The organism is Acinetobacter sp. LipI_19, from assembly GCF_058242925.1.
In genome coordinates this window covers 55,665-72,898 of record NZ_JBZAYK010000001.1, presented here as the reverse complement: position 1 = coordinate 72,898, position 17,234 = coordinate 55,665, and the positions used below count along the sequence as shown (strand labels likewise).

Genomic DNA, 17,234 nt, shown 5'->3' with positions numbered 1-17,234 from the left:
TAACCCATACCATTGTCTGAAAGTGAATCTGCTTTTTGAATGAGACGGATATTCTATCCCCTGTTTGATAGCGATATCCAATCCTTAAAATGCCCTGCTCTTTACCTGACCATCAAAATGAAAACAATCTTCAATACGAATTTTTTGCACAGGTGAAAGTTGGTCAAAATCAAACCATCGATACTCTGAATGCTCATCACTTAAATTGATTGGCTGATCGCTCTGCAATGTACACTTAAACATAAATGCGTGGGAATTTACTGCAGAATGATAATAAACCCCTGATAAATATTCGATCGAAACTTCACAACCTAATTCTTCTTGGCATTCACGAATTAGCGCTTCATGCACTGTTTCACCTTGATCCAATCCACCACCAGGTAAACCCCATGCACAATCAGCATAAGTCGCTTTCAATAATAAGACTTGTCGATTTTCATTAAAAATCACAGCGTGCGAACTCAAACGATAAAAATCATGAAATCCCATTGCTCAGAACCCAATTAATTTATTATCTTGCCAAATAACATTTTGAAAAAATCAAACGTAGCGCATAAACAATTGCCATAGCAAAAACAGCATAACCCACTTGCGTAAATATCATCGGAATACAGAGTACGATGGCTGCTGTAATTGGATAAAACCATTTCTTAATCCCTGAAAGATGGTGAATTTCCTGCAATAACCAAAGGCTCGCAGTATAGACAATCAAAGAGATTGCAACAAAATAGCTAACAATGTCAGCCGAGATTTCAGCTTTATGCGTCACAACATCCACGGCAGCAGCTAAACCTGCGCCAAGAGCTGCAATACTCACGAAAATAAAAAAATGACCATAGCCCCATGAAAATGCACGCTTACGGCTATTGAGTCGTTCAGCAACATCATGATCAAAATAAGCCCACCACATAGTAAACATAATGAGTAGCCCACCAATCATCAAAAAGATTAACTCTTGGCTTAATAACTGATTGTTTAATGCATCAGAAATTGCAGCAAAACTACCAATGATCGATTCACCAAGGACAATAATCGTAAGTAAGGCATAACGCTCGGAAATATGATGTGGATGCCAAGGCGTCATATTATGTGCTTCAGCAAAGATTGGCACAGTCAGTTCAGCGACCACCAAAAGTAGAAACAAATAAAGGGTGAAATTGATCGGCGTAAAATGAAAAAGTAACCAGCCAATCTGTACGATGATAATACCAGTTGCATATCTCAATGCTGTTTGTTTACGCTCAGGATCATTTTTAGCAACACGAAACCATTGTGTAACGAGGCCCAAACGCATGATGACATAACCAATAATGATCACATCAAAATCTTGTTGTTGAAATGCGCTAGGTATCCCTGCTGCAATCACAAGTGAACCAATAATCTGCACAAAGGTCATGATTCGATAAAATACATCATCATTGTCATAGGCAGATGCAAACCAGCTAAAGTTCATCCATGCCCACCACAATGCAAAAAACACCATAAAATAAAGTGTTAAGCCATGGGATAAATGATTTTCGATAATGCTATGGTGTAATTGTTGCCCTGCTGTGGCAATGGCTACGACAAAAATTAAGTCAAATAATAATTCTAATGAGGTTGCTGCGCGATGTGGTTCGTGCGGATTTCGTGGAGCAAGTGGCTTTAACCACCCATATTTTACAAATAATGAATTTGGCATTATTTTCGATATTATGTAGCAACCGCACAAAATTATAATAATCAATTATTTAATAAGAAAGAAGCCAAATTAAATTTAGCTTCTTTAAAAATAACTATCAGCAATCTATACAAAACCAATATTACTAACGATTACCTTTACTTCGATTATGTGTAATGCAAAGCATTTCACAATTATCTAAAGTTGTTGCACCGCCTTTACTCCAAGCCTGAACATGGTCTGCATCCATTTCTTTGAGTAAGTAAATCTTTGTCTTATTAGCATTGTTACCATTGGCACATAACGGACAATTTGAGATACTTTTTTGATTAGCGTCATTGGTTTGTAATGCGTAAGCTTTTCGCTTGGTTGCATCGTCAAATATACGAACATCCAATAAGCGTGTATCAGTTTCACCGCCCAATATGTATTCAAAAATTCCTTTTCTGTTTTTTACATAAGGGTCTGCATACAGTCTTTTAACATCATCAGCTATTTTAGTCGGGTTGTAAGCAATGGTTTTATAGCTTTCGTACAAGCTACCCCATTCTAAACCTTTCATTTCTTTTTCAATATTAAGAAAAATGGTACTCGCCCAATCTATAACAGTGTTGAAATAAGTAGTTAGCTCGTTTATATGATTGTCGTGGCGGTGCTGCCCCATGTAATCACTAACATTGCCTTTACTCACCCAATTTAGGGCTGTAGCTAAGAAATCCTGACGAATAGCACTACCACTAACAAAGCTACTCCATTTTTGAATTAAAGCGTTTTGAGAGTTGCTGAATTGGGCTTTCGCCAATGTAACAAATGAGCCTGAATACACCGCATTTAGTAGTTCTTGTTCATTAAGTGGAACACCCGATATATTGATAGTTTTAAACCATTCCTTAATTTCGGTTTCAGTACCATTGCATTCGTAAACTAAGATCGTTGTATCTAGTATTTTCTGCTTTTGGTCTTTAGGTAAACTATGGAAATATTGTGGGGTTTTGCTACCTTCAAAAAATATAGCGAACTTTCCTGTTAAAAACCGTCCAATACTTGTGATTCTTTGCTGACCATCTAACACCTCAAAAGTATCATCACCTGTCTGATTAAAGTAAATTAATCCTAATGGATAGCCCTTTAAAATGGATTGAATAACAGCTACGTCTTTTTTACCATCTGCGTATATATAATTCCGTTGATATTCAGGCTGAATAGTCAATTTACCCGACAAGCCAAATAAACCTTTTCCCTCAAGTTCGTTATAAATAAAGCCTTCGCATAGGTCTTTGATCGTGATTTTGGTATTTAAATTTGTTTGCATTTATTTCCCCTGACTTGCTTCTGTTGTTATCACATTCAGCATCATTTGCATGATTGCGATACAATCTAGTCCATTCCTTACTTTAATTTTCTTAAATTCAGCATTTTGATTGATGTTAAAGTTTGATGAAGTCATTGAACCTAGATATGCAATGCTTTCATCCAACATCATTGCGTTTGTCGCACCGCCAATGAAAAAAATCACAAGCTCTCTTTTTAAGTTTAAGTCATTATCAAAGTAACATTCCTTTAGTGTTTTAGTTGTAGTTTTACCATAATGAATTTTTCCATTTTCTTTCACGTAATAATCAGACTTATAATCTAAGGCAAACAAGAATCTAAGGTAAAAATCTTTTTCAATTTCTCCTTTTTTAATATCATTCTTGTACCCACCAAGTATGTCAAAATCTTGGGAAACAACTTTTTCAATTGATTTAAATGGAAAAGATGACCGTATCTCTACTGTCTTAGTAAGAGATTTATAATCATCCGAACCATGCTGTAGCCATTTCTTATGAATTTTCAAATCTATTTGATCAATAGAGTTATTACCACTATCCAATTCAATTACAACATTGGGATTTTTGTTGTAGTGAGTAAGCATAGAAAAACATAGTTGTTCTATTATCAATCCACAAAATGATTTTAATTTAATCTCAATTTCATCCCTAGCAACTCCTGATGAACTAGCTGAATTAAATTGTATAGAACTCAACCTAGATTTAGCAGTCTGAATAATATTTTTGCTACGTTCATTGTTAGGACTTAAAGTGATTTTTTGTATTCTAAATGGAATATTTGAAAATGAGTGACAAAGAAAATTATTATCGGATGTTTTCAGAAGTGTATTATTCACACAATCAACATAGTAAATATCCATGCTTAAATTCTCTTATGACAAATTAAAACTCTTGAATACAAGCGTTTTCCATTGAGATATGCACGATCTAATTTTCCACGCCATTCTGCTAAAGCAATATTTTCTAATAGATCATCTTTTACATAAAAATCCATGCCTAAAATTTCAAATTGTTCAGGGTTGTATTTATCTAAAAAACTAATTGGTACGCCCATAACACCATCATAATCACTAGGAATAGCATTGGTAAAAGGCACTTCAATAGCATTGTAATTATCGTATAACTGATAAGCATTTTTACCTTCAATTTTAGAGTTAAATCTCTTATTGTCTGCGGTTGTCATTAGTTGTAATGGTTCGTGTCTACGTCCATGTTCAATGTTGGTAAACCATCTAACACCTTTTACTCGAATATATTTATTACCCTCGCTATCAACCCTAAACCCTGCTGCATTTAAAGGGTAGCTATCAGGAACTCTAAATTCACGATCACCACTACTGATTGTCGCACCAAGCCATACGATATTCTTTTGAATCAAAGGGAATATATCTTTATAAGTAAGGGAGTTCATATTCCCAACAATCGCAAATTTTTTCTCACCCTCCATAATCCATGCAATAAAATCACGGAATAGGGAAAATGGGGGGTTGGTTACAATTATATCGGCTTGATCACGCAACGCTTTGACTTCATCACTTCTGAAATCACCATCACCTTTGAGGTACTGCCAATGAATATCGTTAATATCAACCACGCCATCTTTAGTTATATCGCTTTCTAGTTCAAAAAACTTGCCACAAGCAGTAGATTTATCACTATCAAATTGAGGGCTTTTTTCTTCAAATAATGAAGGTTGATAAGATTGATCACCTTGTTTGTTCTTAGGGGCATAACTTGTGCTTATAAGTTTTTTCAAGCCTAACCGACTAAAATTTTGAGCAAAATATAATGTGAAATTACTCCATTCAGGGTCATCACAGGGCAATAAAACTACTTTATCTCTAAATACATTTGAATCAAATTCTAAGTAAGCATTCATTTCTTTTTCAATATCAACATATTGAGTATAAAATTCATCATTTTTAGCTGATCTTGCTTTTGAGAGATTCGTATTTTTCAAAACGCTGTTCATATTGAAATCCAAATTTATATTAAATTAACCGAATGTCTTTACAATCAATCGCTTTGAGTATTTGAAGCATGAATATTGCCCCAAATGTACCACGATTGATCTTATTGCTAATGTTTTGCGGTGTTTCAGATATACCCATTGATTCTAATTTCTTTGCTAGATCAATCAAGCTTATATTTTTTCGGGCAATTTCTGCCTTAATTAAGCCTTTGGCATAGTCTTTCCATTCATCATCACTCACGGTTTGACCTCTTAAAAATAAACGACATAGTATGTCGCTAAAATATTTTAAATCATTATATTTGATGATTAAAAACATTACAATATATTTAGCATATCGTGTTTGTGAAGGGTGATTTTATGAAAAAAGAATCTAAGCAACATTTTTTATTATCAGCTAAGGCACGTACTTTATCAGTCTGCGAGGTCATGCAAATCACGCATGAACAAGCATTCTTATTATTCAAGGAAATGCGGTGGGGTAAAGCTCACCCAATTTGCCCTCACTGCCAAACACAAGATAATCACTATTTTATTCGTGGTCGCAGACAATGGCGGTGTAAATGCTGCAACCATACATTCAGCGTAACATCAGGTACGATCTTCGCTTTCCATAAATTGCCACTTAAAATCTATTTAGTTGCCATTGCCATTTACGCTAATGCAGTTAAAGGTTTATCTGCTTTACAGCTAGGTCGGGATTTAGGTGTGCAATACAAAACTGCTTTTGTGTTAGCACATAAAATCCGTGAAAGCTTGATTGAGCAACGTGACGATGAATCACTCTCAGGTGAAGTTCACATGGATGGTGCGTATGTTAATGGGCATATTCGACCTAAAAATCGTAAAGAAGATCGTATTGATAGACGCAAAGCTGAACATCAAAACCCGAACAAACGATGTATCATGGTGCTACGCCAAAAAACAACAAATAGTGATATGCAAGGTGCTGATAAAACCAAAACCTACGTGATTTATAGTGAAAATCAAATGGATATTAATCAGCTTGCAAATGAGCATATTAATCTAGGCTCAACTATTCATTCTGATGAAAGCACAGCATACGATACACTCAATGCTCGGTTTGCAACCAAACGAGTGAATCACCAATATGAATACTGTTCAGAAGAAGGCATTACCAATAATTTAGCTGAAAGTTATTTTAGTCGCTTTAGACGGATGCAGTTAGGACAAATGCACAAGTTTGGCGTGATGTACCTTGCCAACTACGCCAGTGAAGCAGCTTATCGTGAAGATACTCGCAGATGGTCAAATGGTGAAATCTTTACTGATATTCTGAGTAAATGCGCCCAAACAGCAACGCATAAAGATTGGTGTGGCTATTGGCAGGGTAATAAGCGTAAAACTGAACGACTAGCATGTTAATTAGACCAATTGCCATAAATAAGGTCGTGTACTCGCATCAATACAACTCACAACACCCTTATCACGCAATCGCCTTAAAATGACAACCACATTTGACTCTATATCTTTCGTTTGAATATCGACAAGGTGTTTAGTATCAATAATTCTGCTTGATATTTCCTTACAACTTAGCGGTTGGTTGAAATCTCGCAAGCAATCCAAAAGCAATGACTGTAGTTCACCTTTAGCAAAGTATGGATTGCGTTGATTGGTTCGCTTGGCTTTAACAGTGCGTAAATCAAACTCAGGTGAAAACAGCTTAATGGTATGATCTATATGGGATAATGCAGCCGAAATACGTTGAATTTCTTTTTTATGTACGCTGATCTGACCAAGTAACTCTGCACGTTTTGAAATTAAACTTGAAACTACATGCGATTCAGCCATTTCATTCATCCTTTTTTTAAAGAATTATTGTAAACAGCGAATCGTTTTATTTATTGTGCGGTTGCTACATAATAGCGATTATTTTCACATTATTGGGATTATTATCATGATTTTTTCAAAACTCTAGCTTTCATTCAAGTAAAAAACTGAGTTCTTTTGACAATTTTGTTAATGATCCAAAATGTATCGGAAAAATTTAAAAATTCATCAATAAAAAGCCCAATCAAAGGGCTTAATAACGAATAAATCTAATGGGCTAAACCACTAATTTCAATTTAGAAATATCCTTGATCACGATGGCTTTACCAGTGCTCATATCAATTGGCATAGAAATATGTTGATGAACCACTAACCATTGGCCTCCTTTCTTTTTAAGGCATAATGTCGTTCGGCACCATGGCATCTGTATCTTTTCTTTAAGCACAGCATTCTCCACTTTTGAATGGCAATGCAATACAGCTAAATCGTTTGATACATAAATTTTCATATTTCGACGTACAATTTGCACATTTTCACTAAAATATGGACTGAACTTCTCCCATTCTTTTTTGTATGCATCAACACCGTCTAATTGTATACTCACATCAAACATATTGACATCATCGGCACATTGATCTAAGAGATGATCAATTTTATTACCAAGAACAGCAGCATCCCATAATTCAATTTGAGATATTATCTCGTCAGCAATTTTCACATTACCATCGATTGCTATTTTCATCATAAAACCTCATTATTCTTGTTTGTGATGAATTTAACACTTAATAAGTATTATGTGAAGTTTTTTGTTTATTTTTTCCAGCATAATCAATTTAAATCAAATATCACAGTTACTTAATTCGATTTAATCAGTTTATAAAACAACAATATTATGCTTAGAGATAAACAAAACCTTTCACAAAAATAAATCACTCAATAATACAAATAGATATATTAAGTTAGTCTTTCATCATCAAAAACTTACCTCTTAATTTGATTAATAATACTTTAAAAACTCATTAATTAAAGTTAATAATAATTTTAATTAATGTTGAATCTTTTATTAAATAATCATTCTCCTTTTATTTAATATTGAAGTTAGCCTAACATATTTAAACTTTTAAAAAGCTTTAAAAAAATCATAAAAGATCATGAAAAAAAATCATATTAACTGTTGAGTATAAGGAGAAATTCAAAGCCAAAAATATAGATAAACTCTCTAAACCGATACCGACCTAAAGCGAATATATTGTGATTAGGGTAATTATTCTATACAACTTAATAATACATTTTTTTATCGTTTGTTTTTGGTTCAAAAAAAAGCACATCATTGCAATGACATGCTTTTAGTGATTGATGTGGGTAATTTATTGCTGATCCTATGCCTGTTCTGTTAAATCTTTTACTTTCTCTGATAGACCATTTTTCTTAACTGACTCAATACCATTATCTCGAGCAGCATCGCCTGAATAGAATTGACTTGTTCCGATAATTTGATGATTTGCTGCTTTTAAGTTGAAATAAGGTTTACCATTTTTCGCTTCTAAACGATCATAACGTGCATCATCAGGGCTATTTTTTTGCACGGATGCAATCCCATTTTGTGCAGAAGCTTTAGCTTTATAAAGCTCGCTGGTGAGAATAATTTCCCCATTTCCGGCTTTTAATACAAAGCGATATTGACCATCTTTAGCTTGACTAATTTCATACCATCCTGACATGCTTCACCTCTTCATTATTTTCGGTTTATTTTATTTCACAGCGCTGATTGAACATAAAGTACGCTACTGATATGAAATATAAATGACTTTGCATGTTTAAAAAAGATTAATTTGTTATAACTTTATTCTTTATGTAATCCTGCATTGCCACAAAACCCAAATTACGAAAATTCATTTTATTATCAAAATCATATAAAATTTTAAAGCCATCAAAAAATGACTTTAAATTTTGATTCCAAGTTTAATGATCAAAAAAACCAGTATTGGTATAACTTGGATAGACTGTTTTCATTAAACGCTCTATTTCAACATCATTGCCACGTAAAAAATTTTCTAAACAATCTCGAAATACAGCAAAAGGAACATCATCATTATCAAAACTTGGCATCGCTTCAGATTTAAATAGCCCAAACAAATGCGATTTTTGTTGCTTTTGGTAGAGCTCAGCATGTGTATTAAAGTTAAATTCATTGCGACTATAAACCACAAATAATCCACCAAACTTACGTCCAGTTTGAATATGCTCAATCTGAAAAAAGGGAAAATCACCATTGTGCTCTTCCATGTATCCCCATACAGCTTGCTGCATCCAATCAATCTGATCAAAACTACTCAAGATTTGTGTCGCCGCATTACTTTCAAAATCAAGGTAAGTTATTTCAAGTTCTTTAAATAACTCAATTTGAATTTTAAAACTCATCAGGATTACCTTTTATACACATCGCTTTTTTAAAGCATTCAAATTTTTAAGCAATAAAAACACAGAGAATCAAAATAGTGAATCTTGTGTCTCAGCACTCAATTAAGAAATCAAATTAAGAGATTACTGGAATATCAATCCATGCACTGTTCGGAAAATGTTTCATTAAATGATGCTTTAAAAATTCTGCAGTATCTTTTGAAATGACAGCATCCTGAGATTCATCATTTAAATTATAAGCAAGTGCATAAAGTTCTAACCCACGATTTTTTAAAGCTTCTAAACTCAAAATAGTATGGTTAATGCTACCCAATCGCCCTGAACTGACTAAAATCACAGGAAACTTTTTCTCTGCCACATAATCAATTGAAAGCAAAGTAGTTGTTAGGGGTACCATCAATCCACCCGCACCCTCTAACAAGACAACATCATACTTTTCTGTAAGTTGTTGAGTTGCATCTGCAATTTTTTGAAAATCAACCTCACGTCCGTCAATTTTGCTGGCTAAATGAGGAGATGCGGGATAGCTAAAGATTTCAGGCATAGTCAGCTTGGTTTCATCCTCTGGAAACCACCCCATTCCCATAATCTCACGATGTTGTTCGATATCTTCTGAAATATCGGTATTACCAGTTTGGATTAATTTCTGAGTAATGGTTTTCTGACCCTGCTCATTCCATAATTTGGCTAAATACCCCGTGGTATAGGTTTTGCCAATTCCGGTATCTATTCCACTGATAAAGTAAACCGATCCAGTCATGACATTCTCCGCAAAATACAATAAATAGGATGATAAGTCAGTGAGTAGCGTATATTGCCTGACTGATCAGCCTGTGAAAACTGTTGATAGTGATGATAAAAATCGGAGAGACTCTGCTTTGTCCATCTAAAGCCAGATGCTGTCGCAGTCACTCCTGTGGCTTTTAAATGCTGCAAAATATATTTGGGATGTGGAAAATTGAGATGCTCTATTTGCTCGGAAATATGTAGAATTTCAAAACCATTTCGCTTTAATTGTTGTTGCAGATCGTCAAGAGATAAGTAATTCAGACCTTGCCCCGTTAAGCTTTTAATTTCCAGTAAATTATGCTGTCCAAAAGTTGAAAAACAAAAATACGCATTAGGATTTAAATGATGAAAGGCTTGTTGAAAAATACCATTTAAATCACTCATCCATTGTAAAACCGAACTTGAGCTAATTAAGTCTAAATGTTTTGGAAATTCAAGCTGCTCTATATCGCCAATCCGATATTTAATCGGTTTATCCGCAGGAAAATGCTGCTGAACTTCCGGATATAGATCATTTAAAATCAAATGTTTAATTTGAAAATTTTGCAGTAAAAGCTCAGTTAAATTTCCTGAACCACAACCGATTTCAAACACATTTTCATATTGTGCTGGGCAATATTCACTTATTAAATTAAACAGTTGTTGTGCAATACTCTTTTGCACAACTGCATGCTCGGTATAGCTCTGCCCTGCCTGTGCAAAACGCAAGGCAACCTGTGATTTATCAATTTCTGGGGGGGTCACATTCAACTCACAACAACGGAATCAGCTGATCTAGATCAGCTTGGGTGATTTGAGCAGTTAAGCAAATTCGTAGACGTGAGCTGTGTTGCGGCACAGTCGGAGGACGTACAGGCATAATATAAAAACCCTCATCTTGTAAGGCTTTGGCTTTTTCAACCGTTTTAATCGAATCACCCAGAATAATAGGAACAATATGTGATGTTGAGGGGCACTCAAAACCTTTATTTTGAACAGCCTGTTGTAGATACTGACTTTTAGATTGTAAATGTTGACGGCGCTGATCTAAGCCTAAAACTTTTTGAAAAATAAAGTTTGTCCATGCCATACACATTGGCGGTTGTGCAGTACTGAAAATCAAAGGGCGCATAGAATTAATCAAATATTTCCGAATTACCGCATGACAAATTAAATAACCGCCAACCGAAGCGATTGCCTTACCAAAAGTCCCCACAAGTAGATCAATATCATCAATCACTGTATATTGTTCAGCACAACCTAAGCCCTGCTCACCACGCACCCCAATTGCATGTGCTTCGTCGACATAGAGCATGACTTTTGAAAATCGTTGCTTAATACTCACCAATGCTGCTAAGTCAGTTTCATCGCCATCCATACTAAAAATCGACTCAGTCACCACAATAATGCGCTCAAAAGCCTCATCTGCATGATATTTTTGTAAAAGCTGAGTCAAATGATTTAAATCATTATGGCGATAACGTACATATTTGGCTGAGGATAAACGAATGCCATCAATCATACTGGCATGAATCAATTTATCTGCCAGAATCAGCGTTTTACTGTCTGCAAGTGCAGGTAAAATACCAATATTCATATGATAACCGCTGTTAAATAACAATGCCGCCCGACCATGGAAAGCCTGACTTAAACTATTTTCAAGTAGTTCATATTCTGGAAAATTTCCCGTCAACAAACGTGAGGATGAAGAACTCATTCGTCGTTGATCATGGGGTGTTTCATCAAAAAACTGTTCACGTAATGTGAGATCAGATGCCAATCCTAGATAATCATTTGAAGCCAAATTGAGCATTTGATGCTGATCAAGGCAGATATAGCGACCTTGCTGAACATTCGAACGAAATTGGCGTAAATTGCCTTGCTGCTTAAGCCCATCAAGCTGCTGTGAAAAATGTTCAAGATGTGTATTGATCAAGCTCATGCGCTTTGCTCCATAGCCTTGACCACCTCAACCAATTGCTCAAGTAAAGTTTGTAATTCTTGTGCTGTGATGATATATGGAGGCATAACATAGACCAATTTACCAAATGGTCGTATCCAGATACCACGACGTACAAACTCCTGCTGTAAGGTTTTCATATCGACATTCACAGTCAATTCAACCACCCCTATCGCACCAAGAACTCGCACGTCATGAACATGATTAAAGGACTGTAAGGGCTGTAAAGCATGTCTAAGCTGAGCTTCAATTCGTTGAATATTGCTCTGCCAATCTTGAGAAATTAATAATTGTGTACTTTTGACAGCAACCGCGCATGCCAAGGGATTTGCCATAAAGGTTGGGCCATGCATAAACACCCCCACTTCACCCTGACTTATCGTTTCAGCAATATGTTTGGTGGTTAATGTCGCAGAAAGCGTCATATAGCCACCGGTTAAACTTTTACCGATACACATAATGTCAGGTTCAACTTGTGCATGCTCCCAAGCAAATAGTTTCCCTGTACGCCCAAAACCCGTAGCGATTTCGTCAAAAATCAGCAGAACATTGTATTTTTCACAAAGTAGTTTGGCTTGACGCAAATATTCAGGATGGTAAAAACGCATCCCTCCCGCACCTTGCACAATCGGTTCAAGAATTAAACCTGCAATCGTTGCATGTTGTTCAGCCAAGCTTTTCTCAAGTTCAGTAATATCACTTTGATCCCATTGCTCATAGAATCCGACTTGGGGTGCTGGAACAAATAAGCGATTGGGCAAACTTGAACCAAAAATTTGATGCATGCCTGTTACAGGGTCACAGACAGACATCGCATTCCAAGTATCGCCATGATAGCCAGATCGCGGAGTGACAAAATTAGTTTTCTCTGTATAGCCCTGTGAAGACCAAAACTGTACCGCCATCTTTAATGCCACTTCTACAGCGACAGAACCAGAATCGGCAAAGAACACTTTATCTAAATTAGGCGGGGTCAGTTGAACCAGTAATTTTCCAAGCTGAATCGCAGGATCATGGGTAAATCCACCAAACATGATATGTGACATATCCTTTAACTGATCTGTCACCGCTTGATTCAACTCAGGATGGTTATAACCATGAATGGCACACCACCACGAAGACATCCCATCTATCAATTGGCGGCCATCTTCAAGTTCAATAGTTGCAGCATAGGCTTTTTTAACCTTGAAGGTCGGTAACGGATTGGTCATAGAAGTATATGGATGCCAAATATGTTGCCGATCAAAGTCCAGATCATCTAACTTTGATTGTTCAAGATTGACATCATCAAACCCATTGTTTAAATCGGTCATCCGTTCACTCCATGTGCATTACAATTACAGCAAAAAACAGTTTAGCGATGTTAAACCTGCGCGCAATAAAAATAAATTGCGAGATTCACCACTGATCCATAGATTTATTCTATTTTTTGTAAATATTGGCAGATTTTGTCACTTAGACTTAAAAAATCAAAAACTGGAACACCATGTGAACCATTGACCAGCTCAACATCTAAAAACTTTGCTGTGAAATTTTTAAATTTCTCATAGACTTTGTGACTAACTAAGAAATCCTGTTGAGCAAATATATGATACTGTTTGCCTGCATAGTTATTTAAGATAGCCACATTATTTAATTGTTCAAGACAGGCCAAACCCTGTTTCAGTAACTCTAAATTTTGTGGCTGAACCAAACTTTGCAAATGTACAAAATCTTCTCGTGTGGTTGCGGTACCCTGGCAAACCATAAAACCAAATTTCTTTAATGTCGCTATCGCATCATGTTCAAAGGACTGTTTAAAGTTATGAAACATTGCTTGGCTCATTGCGGTTTGCCATTCAGCATTTGCGACGAAACAAGGATTAGAAGCCAGTGTAATCAAGACTTTTTGCTGTTGATATTGCTGTTCAATTTGCTTGACTAACAAAGTCGCCAATTGCCCCCCTAAAGACCACCCACAAATCACATCAAAATCTTTGGCTATTTCCACATGCTGTTGTAAGACACTTTCATCCAATGCATTAAAGATATTGATTAATACAACTTCATGGCCTTGCTGTTGTAGAACCTGTTGTAAAGCATGGAGTAGGTTGGTTCCACCGCCCCAACCGGTGATCAGCAAAATACATTGATTCAATTTAAATCACTATAAAACTGTAAAGATGTTTTATTAGATCATGCTTAAAATTGAAGGACAATCAGACTTACAACTATTTCTGATCTTGTAAATCGACCAATAAGTTAGCTGGAATGACTTTTTGCCAAGTGCGTTTAAATTGCTGATGTACTTGATCGATTGCAAACTGACTTTTTTTCGAAATTTCATGTGCTTTTGCAATATCATCTGCACGAGTATAAGCAATCAAATAATCTAGTCCATCGAGTTCCACATGGAACCATGATTCAATATGCACACCTTCAGCCTGAAGTGTTTCAATCGCTTCATGCTTACGCCTATTCAACTCATTTTGCCATGTAATAACATCGTCCATCATGGCCACTTTTAATTGAATCAATACTGCACCAACGTCCATAATTCTACGTCCTATTTATTTTAAATGTACTTTCATCGTAAATAGCATGTGAACAATTGCAAAACATTTTACATACCGGCAAAACCTTAAAATTTGCTAAGATCAAATCAGGATTAATTTAGGAAAGTGTTTGTCATGAAATTATCACGACTGTTCAGTATTAGCTTACTTTCCGTTTCAGCTTTATGCGTATTGAACACGCCCAGCCATGCGGAAAGCTCTATCCTCTCCAAACTGGATTCCAACCAAAAGCAATGGGTAGGTAAGCCTGCACCAAGTTTTAAACTACAAGATCAAAATTCAAAATGGCATGATCTGAGTCAATATAAAGGTAAATGGGTTGTTTTATATTTTTACCCAAAAGATGATTCACCTGGCTGTACTCAAGAGGCCAATCAGTTTAAATCACTCTACCCACAATTTATAAAAAACAATGCGGTGGTACTCGGTGTAAGTTTGGATGATGTGAAATCTCATCAAAAATTCTCCGAAAAGCTGGGACTAAATTTTCCAATTCTTGCCGATAGTAATCATCAACTCGCAGACCAATTTGGAATTATCCGAAACTTAGGTATCGCCAAAATAGCAAAACGAGAAACTTTTTTGATTGATCCACAAGGAACAATTGTTTATCACTATAGTAGTGTAAATACTCAAACCCATGCTGATCAAGTTTTAGCGGATATTCAGAAGTTTTCAAAAAAATGAAGACTGAAGTATAAAAAAAGCCTTTAGATGAATGTCTAAAGGCTTTTTTAATCTAAAACGTCTCACCTTAAGCAAGAAGCTTAGTGTGTCTTACATTTGAGATTGAATATAATTCTGTAAACCAATTAGCTCAATCAAACCTAATTGTTTTTCAAGCCAGTAAGTATGATCTTCTTCAGTATCGTTCATTTGTTGACGAAGCATATCACGGGTCACGTAATCGCCTTTTTCTTCACATAGCTTTACGCCTTGCGCCAGTTTTTCACGCACATGATATTCCAATGCCAAATCGGCTTTTAAACAAGTTACAACATCTTCACCGGTGACAATATCGTCACGATTCATGTTCGGCGTACCTTCAAGGAAAAGTACGCGGCGAATTAAAGAATCTGCATGTGAAGCTTCTTCTTGCATTTCATGATCAATACGTTCATAAATTTTGCTTAAGCCCCAATCTTCATACATACGTGAATGAATAAGATACTGATCACGAGCAGCCAGTTCGCCACCGATCAACATGTTTAGATAGTCTATGACTTCTGGATTGCCACGCATTTCACTTACTCCACATTCTTTTGCAATAGTATGGACAAATTCCACAAGATTTGCAAAAGACAAAATGTGTAAGTTTATGATTTTTATAAAATTAAAATGATAAGCATACGCATTTGCAATTTGAATAAGCATTTTTCCATATATAAAATAACTGCTTACAATCTTGCACTGATGGTTGATTGGTATTTTTTTCTTTCAAATTCTAAATGATTTATTTTGTAACCATTAAAAATGCTTCTTATTCATCCTCATTATTCTATTTTCTGTTCATTTTCAATGACAGCCCCATCCCTTTATCTTATTGGCTTTTTTTAATACTAATATTTCAAGACAATTTTAACTTTAATATTTATGATATTGAATATTAACAATTAGCAGGAAAAAAATAATGTCTCAGGGAAACACATCAGCACCTATTCTAGTTACAGGTGCAACAGGCTATATCGCCAGTTGGGTGATTAAAAAATTACTTGAGCAAGGTTATACCGTGCATGCGACAGTACGTGATCTGAATAAAAAACAAAGCTTTGCACATTTAGAGAAAATCGCACAAGCAAGCTCTGGTACACTAAAACTATTTAAAGCTAACCTTTTAGAAAATGGTTCTTTTGATGAAGCCATGCAAGGCTGTGAAGTTGTGTTACATATGGCTTCACCATTTGTTGTAACCAATTATAAAGATGCCGTTAAAGATATTATTGAACCGGCAATTTTAGGCACGGAAAATGTCTTAAATAGTGTCAATAAAATAGATTCTGTCAAACGCGTTATTGTGACCTCAAGTATCGCCTCTACTTATGGCGATGCAATTGATATTTTAAAAACACAGCATAATCAGTTTGATGAATCTCACTGGAATACCACCAGTTCAACCACGCACCAACCGTACCCTTATTCGAAAGTTATGGCAGAGCGTAAAGCATGGGAAATGGCGGAAGCACAAAATCGTTGGACGCTGATCTGTGTCAACCCTGCATTGGTACTTGGTCCATCACTGACCGCAAATACACAGTCAGGGAGTGTGGAAGTTTTAGAGCAGTTTGCCAACGGCATGACCTTACTCGGTGTCCCACCGATGTGGAATGGTATTGTAGATGTGCGTGATGTTGCCGATGCACATCTTTTGGCAGCATTCAAGGAAAATGCAGCTGGACGTTACGTTATTAGTGGTGGTTCACTCAGCCTCTTGGAAATGGGTAAAATTTTACGTCAAAATTTTGGACAAAAATTTCCTTTTCCACGCAACCAAGTCCCGAAAAAAGCGTTTAAATTCATTGGACCTGTATTTGGCTATTCACGTGATTTTATTGAAAAGAATATGGGCTACCCTATCTTTTTTAATGCTGATAAAAGCAAACAAGAATTGGGGATGAGTTATCGTAATATTGAAACCAGTTTAGTCGAGCATTTCCAGCAGCTTCTTGATGACGGTGTGGTAAAGAAATATATTTAATAACAGCTCAAATGATTATTAAATCAAAAAAGCCTTTTTCAATCATGAAAAAGGCTTTTTGGCTTATAGCGCTCAATATCA

At 35.7% G+C, this 17,234-nt stretch carries 20 protein-coding genes; 3 read left to right on the top strand and 17 right to left on the bottom strand.

Features of this window, described 5'->3' with window-relative positions; all coding sequences use genetic code 11:
- Positions 1 to 84: 84 nt before the first annotated feature.
- The 6 genes from AC4CVF_RS00350 to AC4CVF_RS00325 form a co-directional block, all read right to left on the bottom strand.
- Complete coding sequence (locus tag AC4CVF_RS00350) at positions 85 to 489, bottom strand: NUDIX hydrolase (RefSeq protein WP_336954356.1); 405 nt, start codon at positions 487 to 489, stop codon at positions 85 to 87.
- A gap of 22 nt (positions 490 to 511) precedes the next feature.
- A complete protein-coding gene (locus AC4CVF_RS00345; RefSeq protein ID WP_336954355.1) occupies positions 512 to 1,681 on the bottom strand; it encodes a low temperature requirement protein A in 1,170 nt (389 codons plus the stop codon).
- A 124-nt stretch (positions 1,682 to 1,805) separates the two neighbouring features.
- A complete protein-coding gene (locus tag AC4CVF_RS00340) occupies positions 1,806 to 2,972 on the bottom strand; it encodes an HNH endonuclease family protein (protein ID WP_284887784.1) in 1,167 nt (388 codons plus the stop codon).
- Positions 2,973 to 3,851 (bottom strand): hypothetical protein, encoded by an 879-nt coding sequence (locus AC4CVF_RS00335; RefSeq protein WP_120384336.1) that lies wholly within the window; start codon positions 3,849 to 3,851, stop codon positions 2,973 to 2,975.
- A gap of 2 nt (positions 3,852 to 3,853) precedes the next feature.
- Positions 3,854 to 4,963, bottom strand: coding sequence for an adenine-specific methyltransferase EcoRI family protein (locus AC4CVF_RS00330; RefSeq protein WP_120384337.1), 1,110 nt, complete (start codon positions 4,961 to 4,963; stop codon positions 3,854 to 3,856).
- 19 nt (positions 4,964 to 4,982) lie between these two features.
- Positions 4,983 to 5,204 (bottom strand): DUF6471 domain-containing protein, encoded by a 222-nt coding sequence (locus tag AC4CVF_RS00325; RefSeq protein ID WP_120384338.1) that lies wholly within the window; start codon positions 5,202 to 5,204, stop codon positions 4,983 to 4,985.
- Between the two features lie 119 nt (positions 5,205 to 5,323).
- Here AC4CVF_RS00325 and AC4CVF_RS00320 point away from each other — a divergent pair, with 119 nt between their 5' ends.
- On the top strand, positions 5,324 to 6,349 hold the full coding sequence (locus tag AC4CVF_RS00320) for an IS1595 family transposase (RefSeq protein ID WP_490788745.1): 1,026 nt from the start codon (positions 5,324 to 5,326) through the stop codon (positions 6,347 to 6,349).
- Here the strand turns inward: AC4CVF_RS00320 and AC4CVF_RS00315 are convergent, their stop codons facing one another.
- From AC4CVF_RS00315 to AC4CVF_RS00270, 10 genes are all read right to left on the bottom strand, one after another.
- On the bottom strand, positions 6,350 to 6,775 hold the full coding sequence (locus AC4CVF_RS00315) for a hypothetical protein (RefSeq protein ID WP_490788744.1): 426 nt from the start codon (positions 6,773 to 6,775) through the stop codon (positions 6,350 to 6,352).
- Between the two features lie 256 nt (positions 6,776 to 7,031).
- A complete protein-coding gene (locus tag AC4CVF_RS00310) occupies positions 7,032 to 7,496 on the bottom strand; it encodes a YybH family protein (protein WP_336954398.1) in 465 nt (154 codons plus the stop codon).
- A gap of 637 nt (positions 7,497 to 8,133) precedes the next feature.
- Positions 8,134 to 8,475 carry a YegP family protein gene (locus AC4CVF_RS00305; protein WP_336954354.1) on the bottom strand — a complete coding sequence of 114 codons (342 nt, stop codon included), beginning with the start codon at positions 8,473 to 8,475 and terminating at the stop codon, positions 8,134 to 8,136.
- 241 nt (positions 8,476 to 8,716) lie between these two features.
- Positions 8,717 to 9,175, bottom strand: coding sequence for a hypothetical protein (locus AC4CVF_RS00300; RefSeq protein WP_336954353.1), 459 nt, complete (start codon positions 9,173 to 9,175; stop codon positions 8,717 to 8,719).
- Positions 9,176 to 9,290: 115 nt separating this feature from the next.
- Entirely contained in the window at positions 9,291 to 9,935 is a 645-nt protein-coding gene (gene bioD, locus AC4CVF_RS00295; RefSeq protein ID WP_336954352.1) for a dethiobiotin synthase, read from the bottom strand.
- Positions 9,932 to 10,708, bottom strand: a complete 777-nt coding sequence (gene bioC / locus AC4CVF_RS00290; RefSeq protein ID WP_336954350.1) for a malonyl-ACP O-methyltransferase BioC — start codon at positions 10,706 to 10,708, stop codon at positions 9,932 to 9,934. Before bioC ends, bioD begins: the two co-directional genes overlap by 4 nt.
- A 7-nt stretch (positions 10,709 to 10,715) precedes the next feature.
- Complete coding sequence (locus AC4CVF_RS00285) at positions 10,716 to 11,885, bottom strand: 8-amino-7-oxononanoate synthase (RefSeq protein ID WP_490788743.1); 1,170 nt, start codon at positions 11,883 to 11,885, stop codon at positions 10,716 to 10,718.
- Positions 11,882 to 13,216, bottom strand: coding sequence for an adenosylmethionine--8-amino-7-oxononanoate transaminase (gene bioA / locus AC4CVF_RS00280; protein WP_336954348.1), 1,335 nt, complete (start codon positions 13,214 to 13,216; stop codon positions 11,882 to 11,884). The genes AC4CVF_RS00285 and bioA overlap by 4 nt, the downstream gene beginning before the upstream one ends.
- A 104-nt stretch (positions 13,217 to 13,320) precedes the next feature.
- Positions 13,321 to 14,040, bottom strand: coding sequence for an alpha/beta hydrolase family protein (locus AC4CVF_RS00275; protein WP_336954347.1), 720 nt, complete (start codon positions 14,038 to 14,040; stop codon positions 13,321 to 13,323).
- Positions 14,041 to 14,113: 73 nt separating this feature from the next.
- Positions 14,114 to 14,437: a DUF6176 family protein gene (locus AC4CVF_RS00270; protein WP_336954346.1), complete on the bottom strand. Its 324-nt coding sequence runs from the start codon at positions 14,435 to 14,437 to the stop codon at positions 14,114 to 14,116.
- A 135-nt stretch (positions 14,438 to 14,572) separates the two neighbouring features.
- Here AC4CVF_RS00270 and AC4CVF_RS00265 point away from each other — a divergent pair, with 135 nt between their 5' ends.
- Positions 14,573 to 15,145 carry a peroxiredoxin gene (locus AC4CVF_RS00265; RefSeq protein WP_336954345.1) on the top strand — a complete coding sequence of 191 codons (573 nt, stop codon included), beginning with the start codon at positions 14,573 to 14,575 and terminating at the stop codon, positions 15,143 to 15,145.
- A gap of 90 nt (positions 15,146 to 15,235) precedes the next feature.
- Here AC4CVF_RS00265 and ftn read toward each other — a convergent pair whose 3' ends face one another.
- Positions 15,236 to 15,700: a heteropolymeric bacterioferritin subunit Ftn gene (gene ftn / locus AC4CVF_RS00260; RefSeq protein WP_336954344.1), complete on the bottom strand. Its 465-nt coding sequence runs from the start codon at positions 15,698 to 15,700 to the stop codon at positions 15,236 to 15,238.
- A 388-nt stretch (positions 15,701 to 16,088) separates the two neighbouring features.
- Between ftn and AC4CVF_RS00255 the strand changes: the two genes are divergently transcribed.
- A complete protein-coding gene (locus AC4CVF_RS00255) occupies positions 16,089 to 17,153 on the top strand; it encodes an SDR family oxidoreductase (RefSeq protein ID WP_490788742.1) in 1,065 nt (354 codons plus the stop codon).
- Positions 17,154 to 17,234 lie beyond the last annotated feature (81 nt).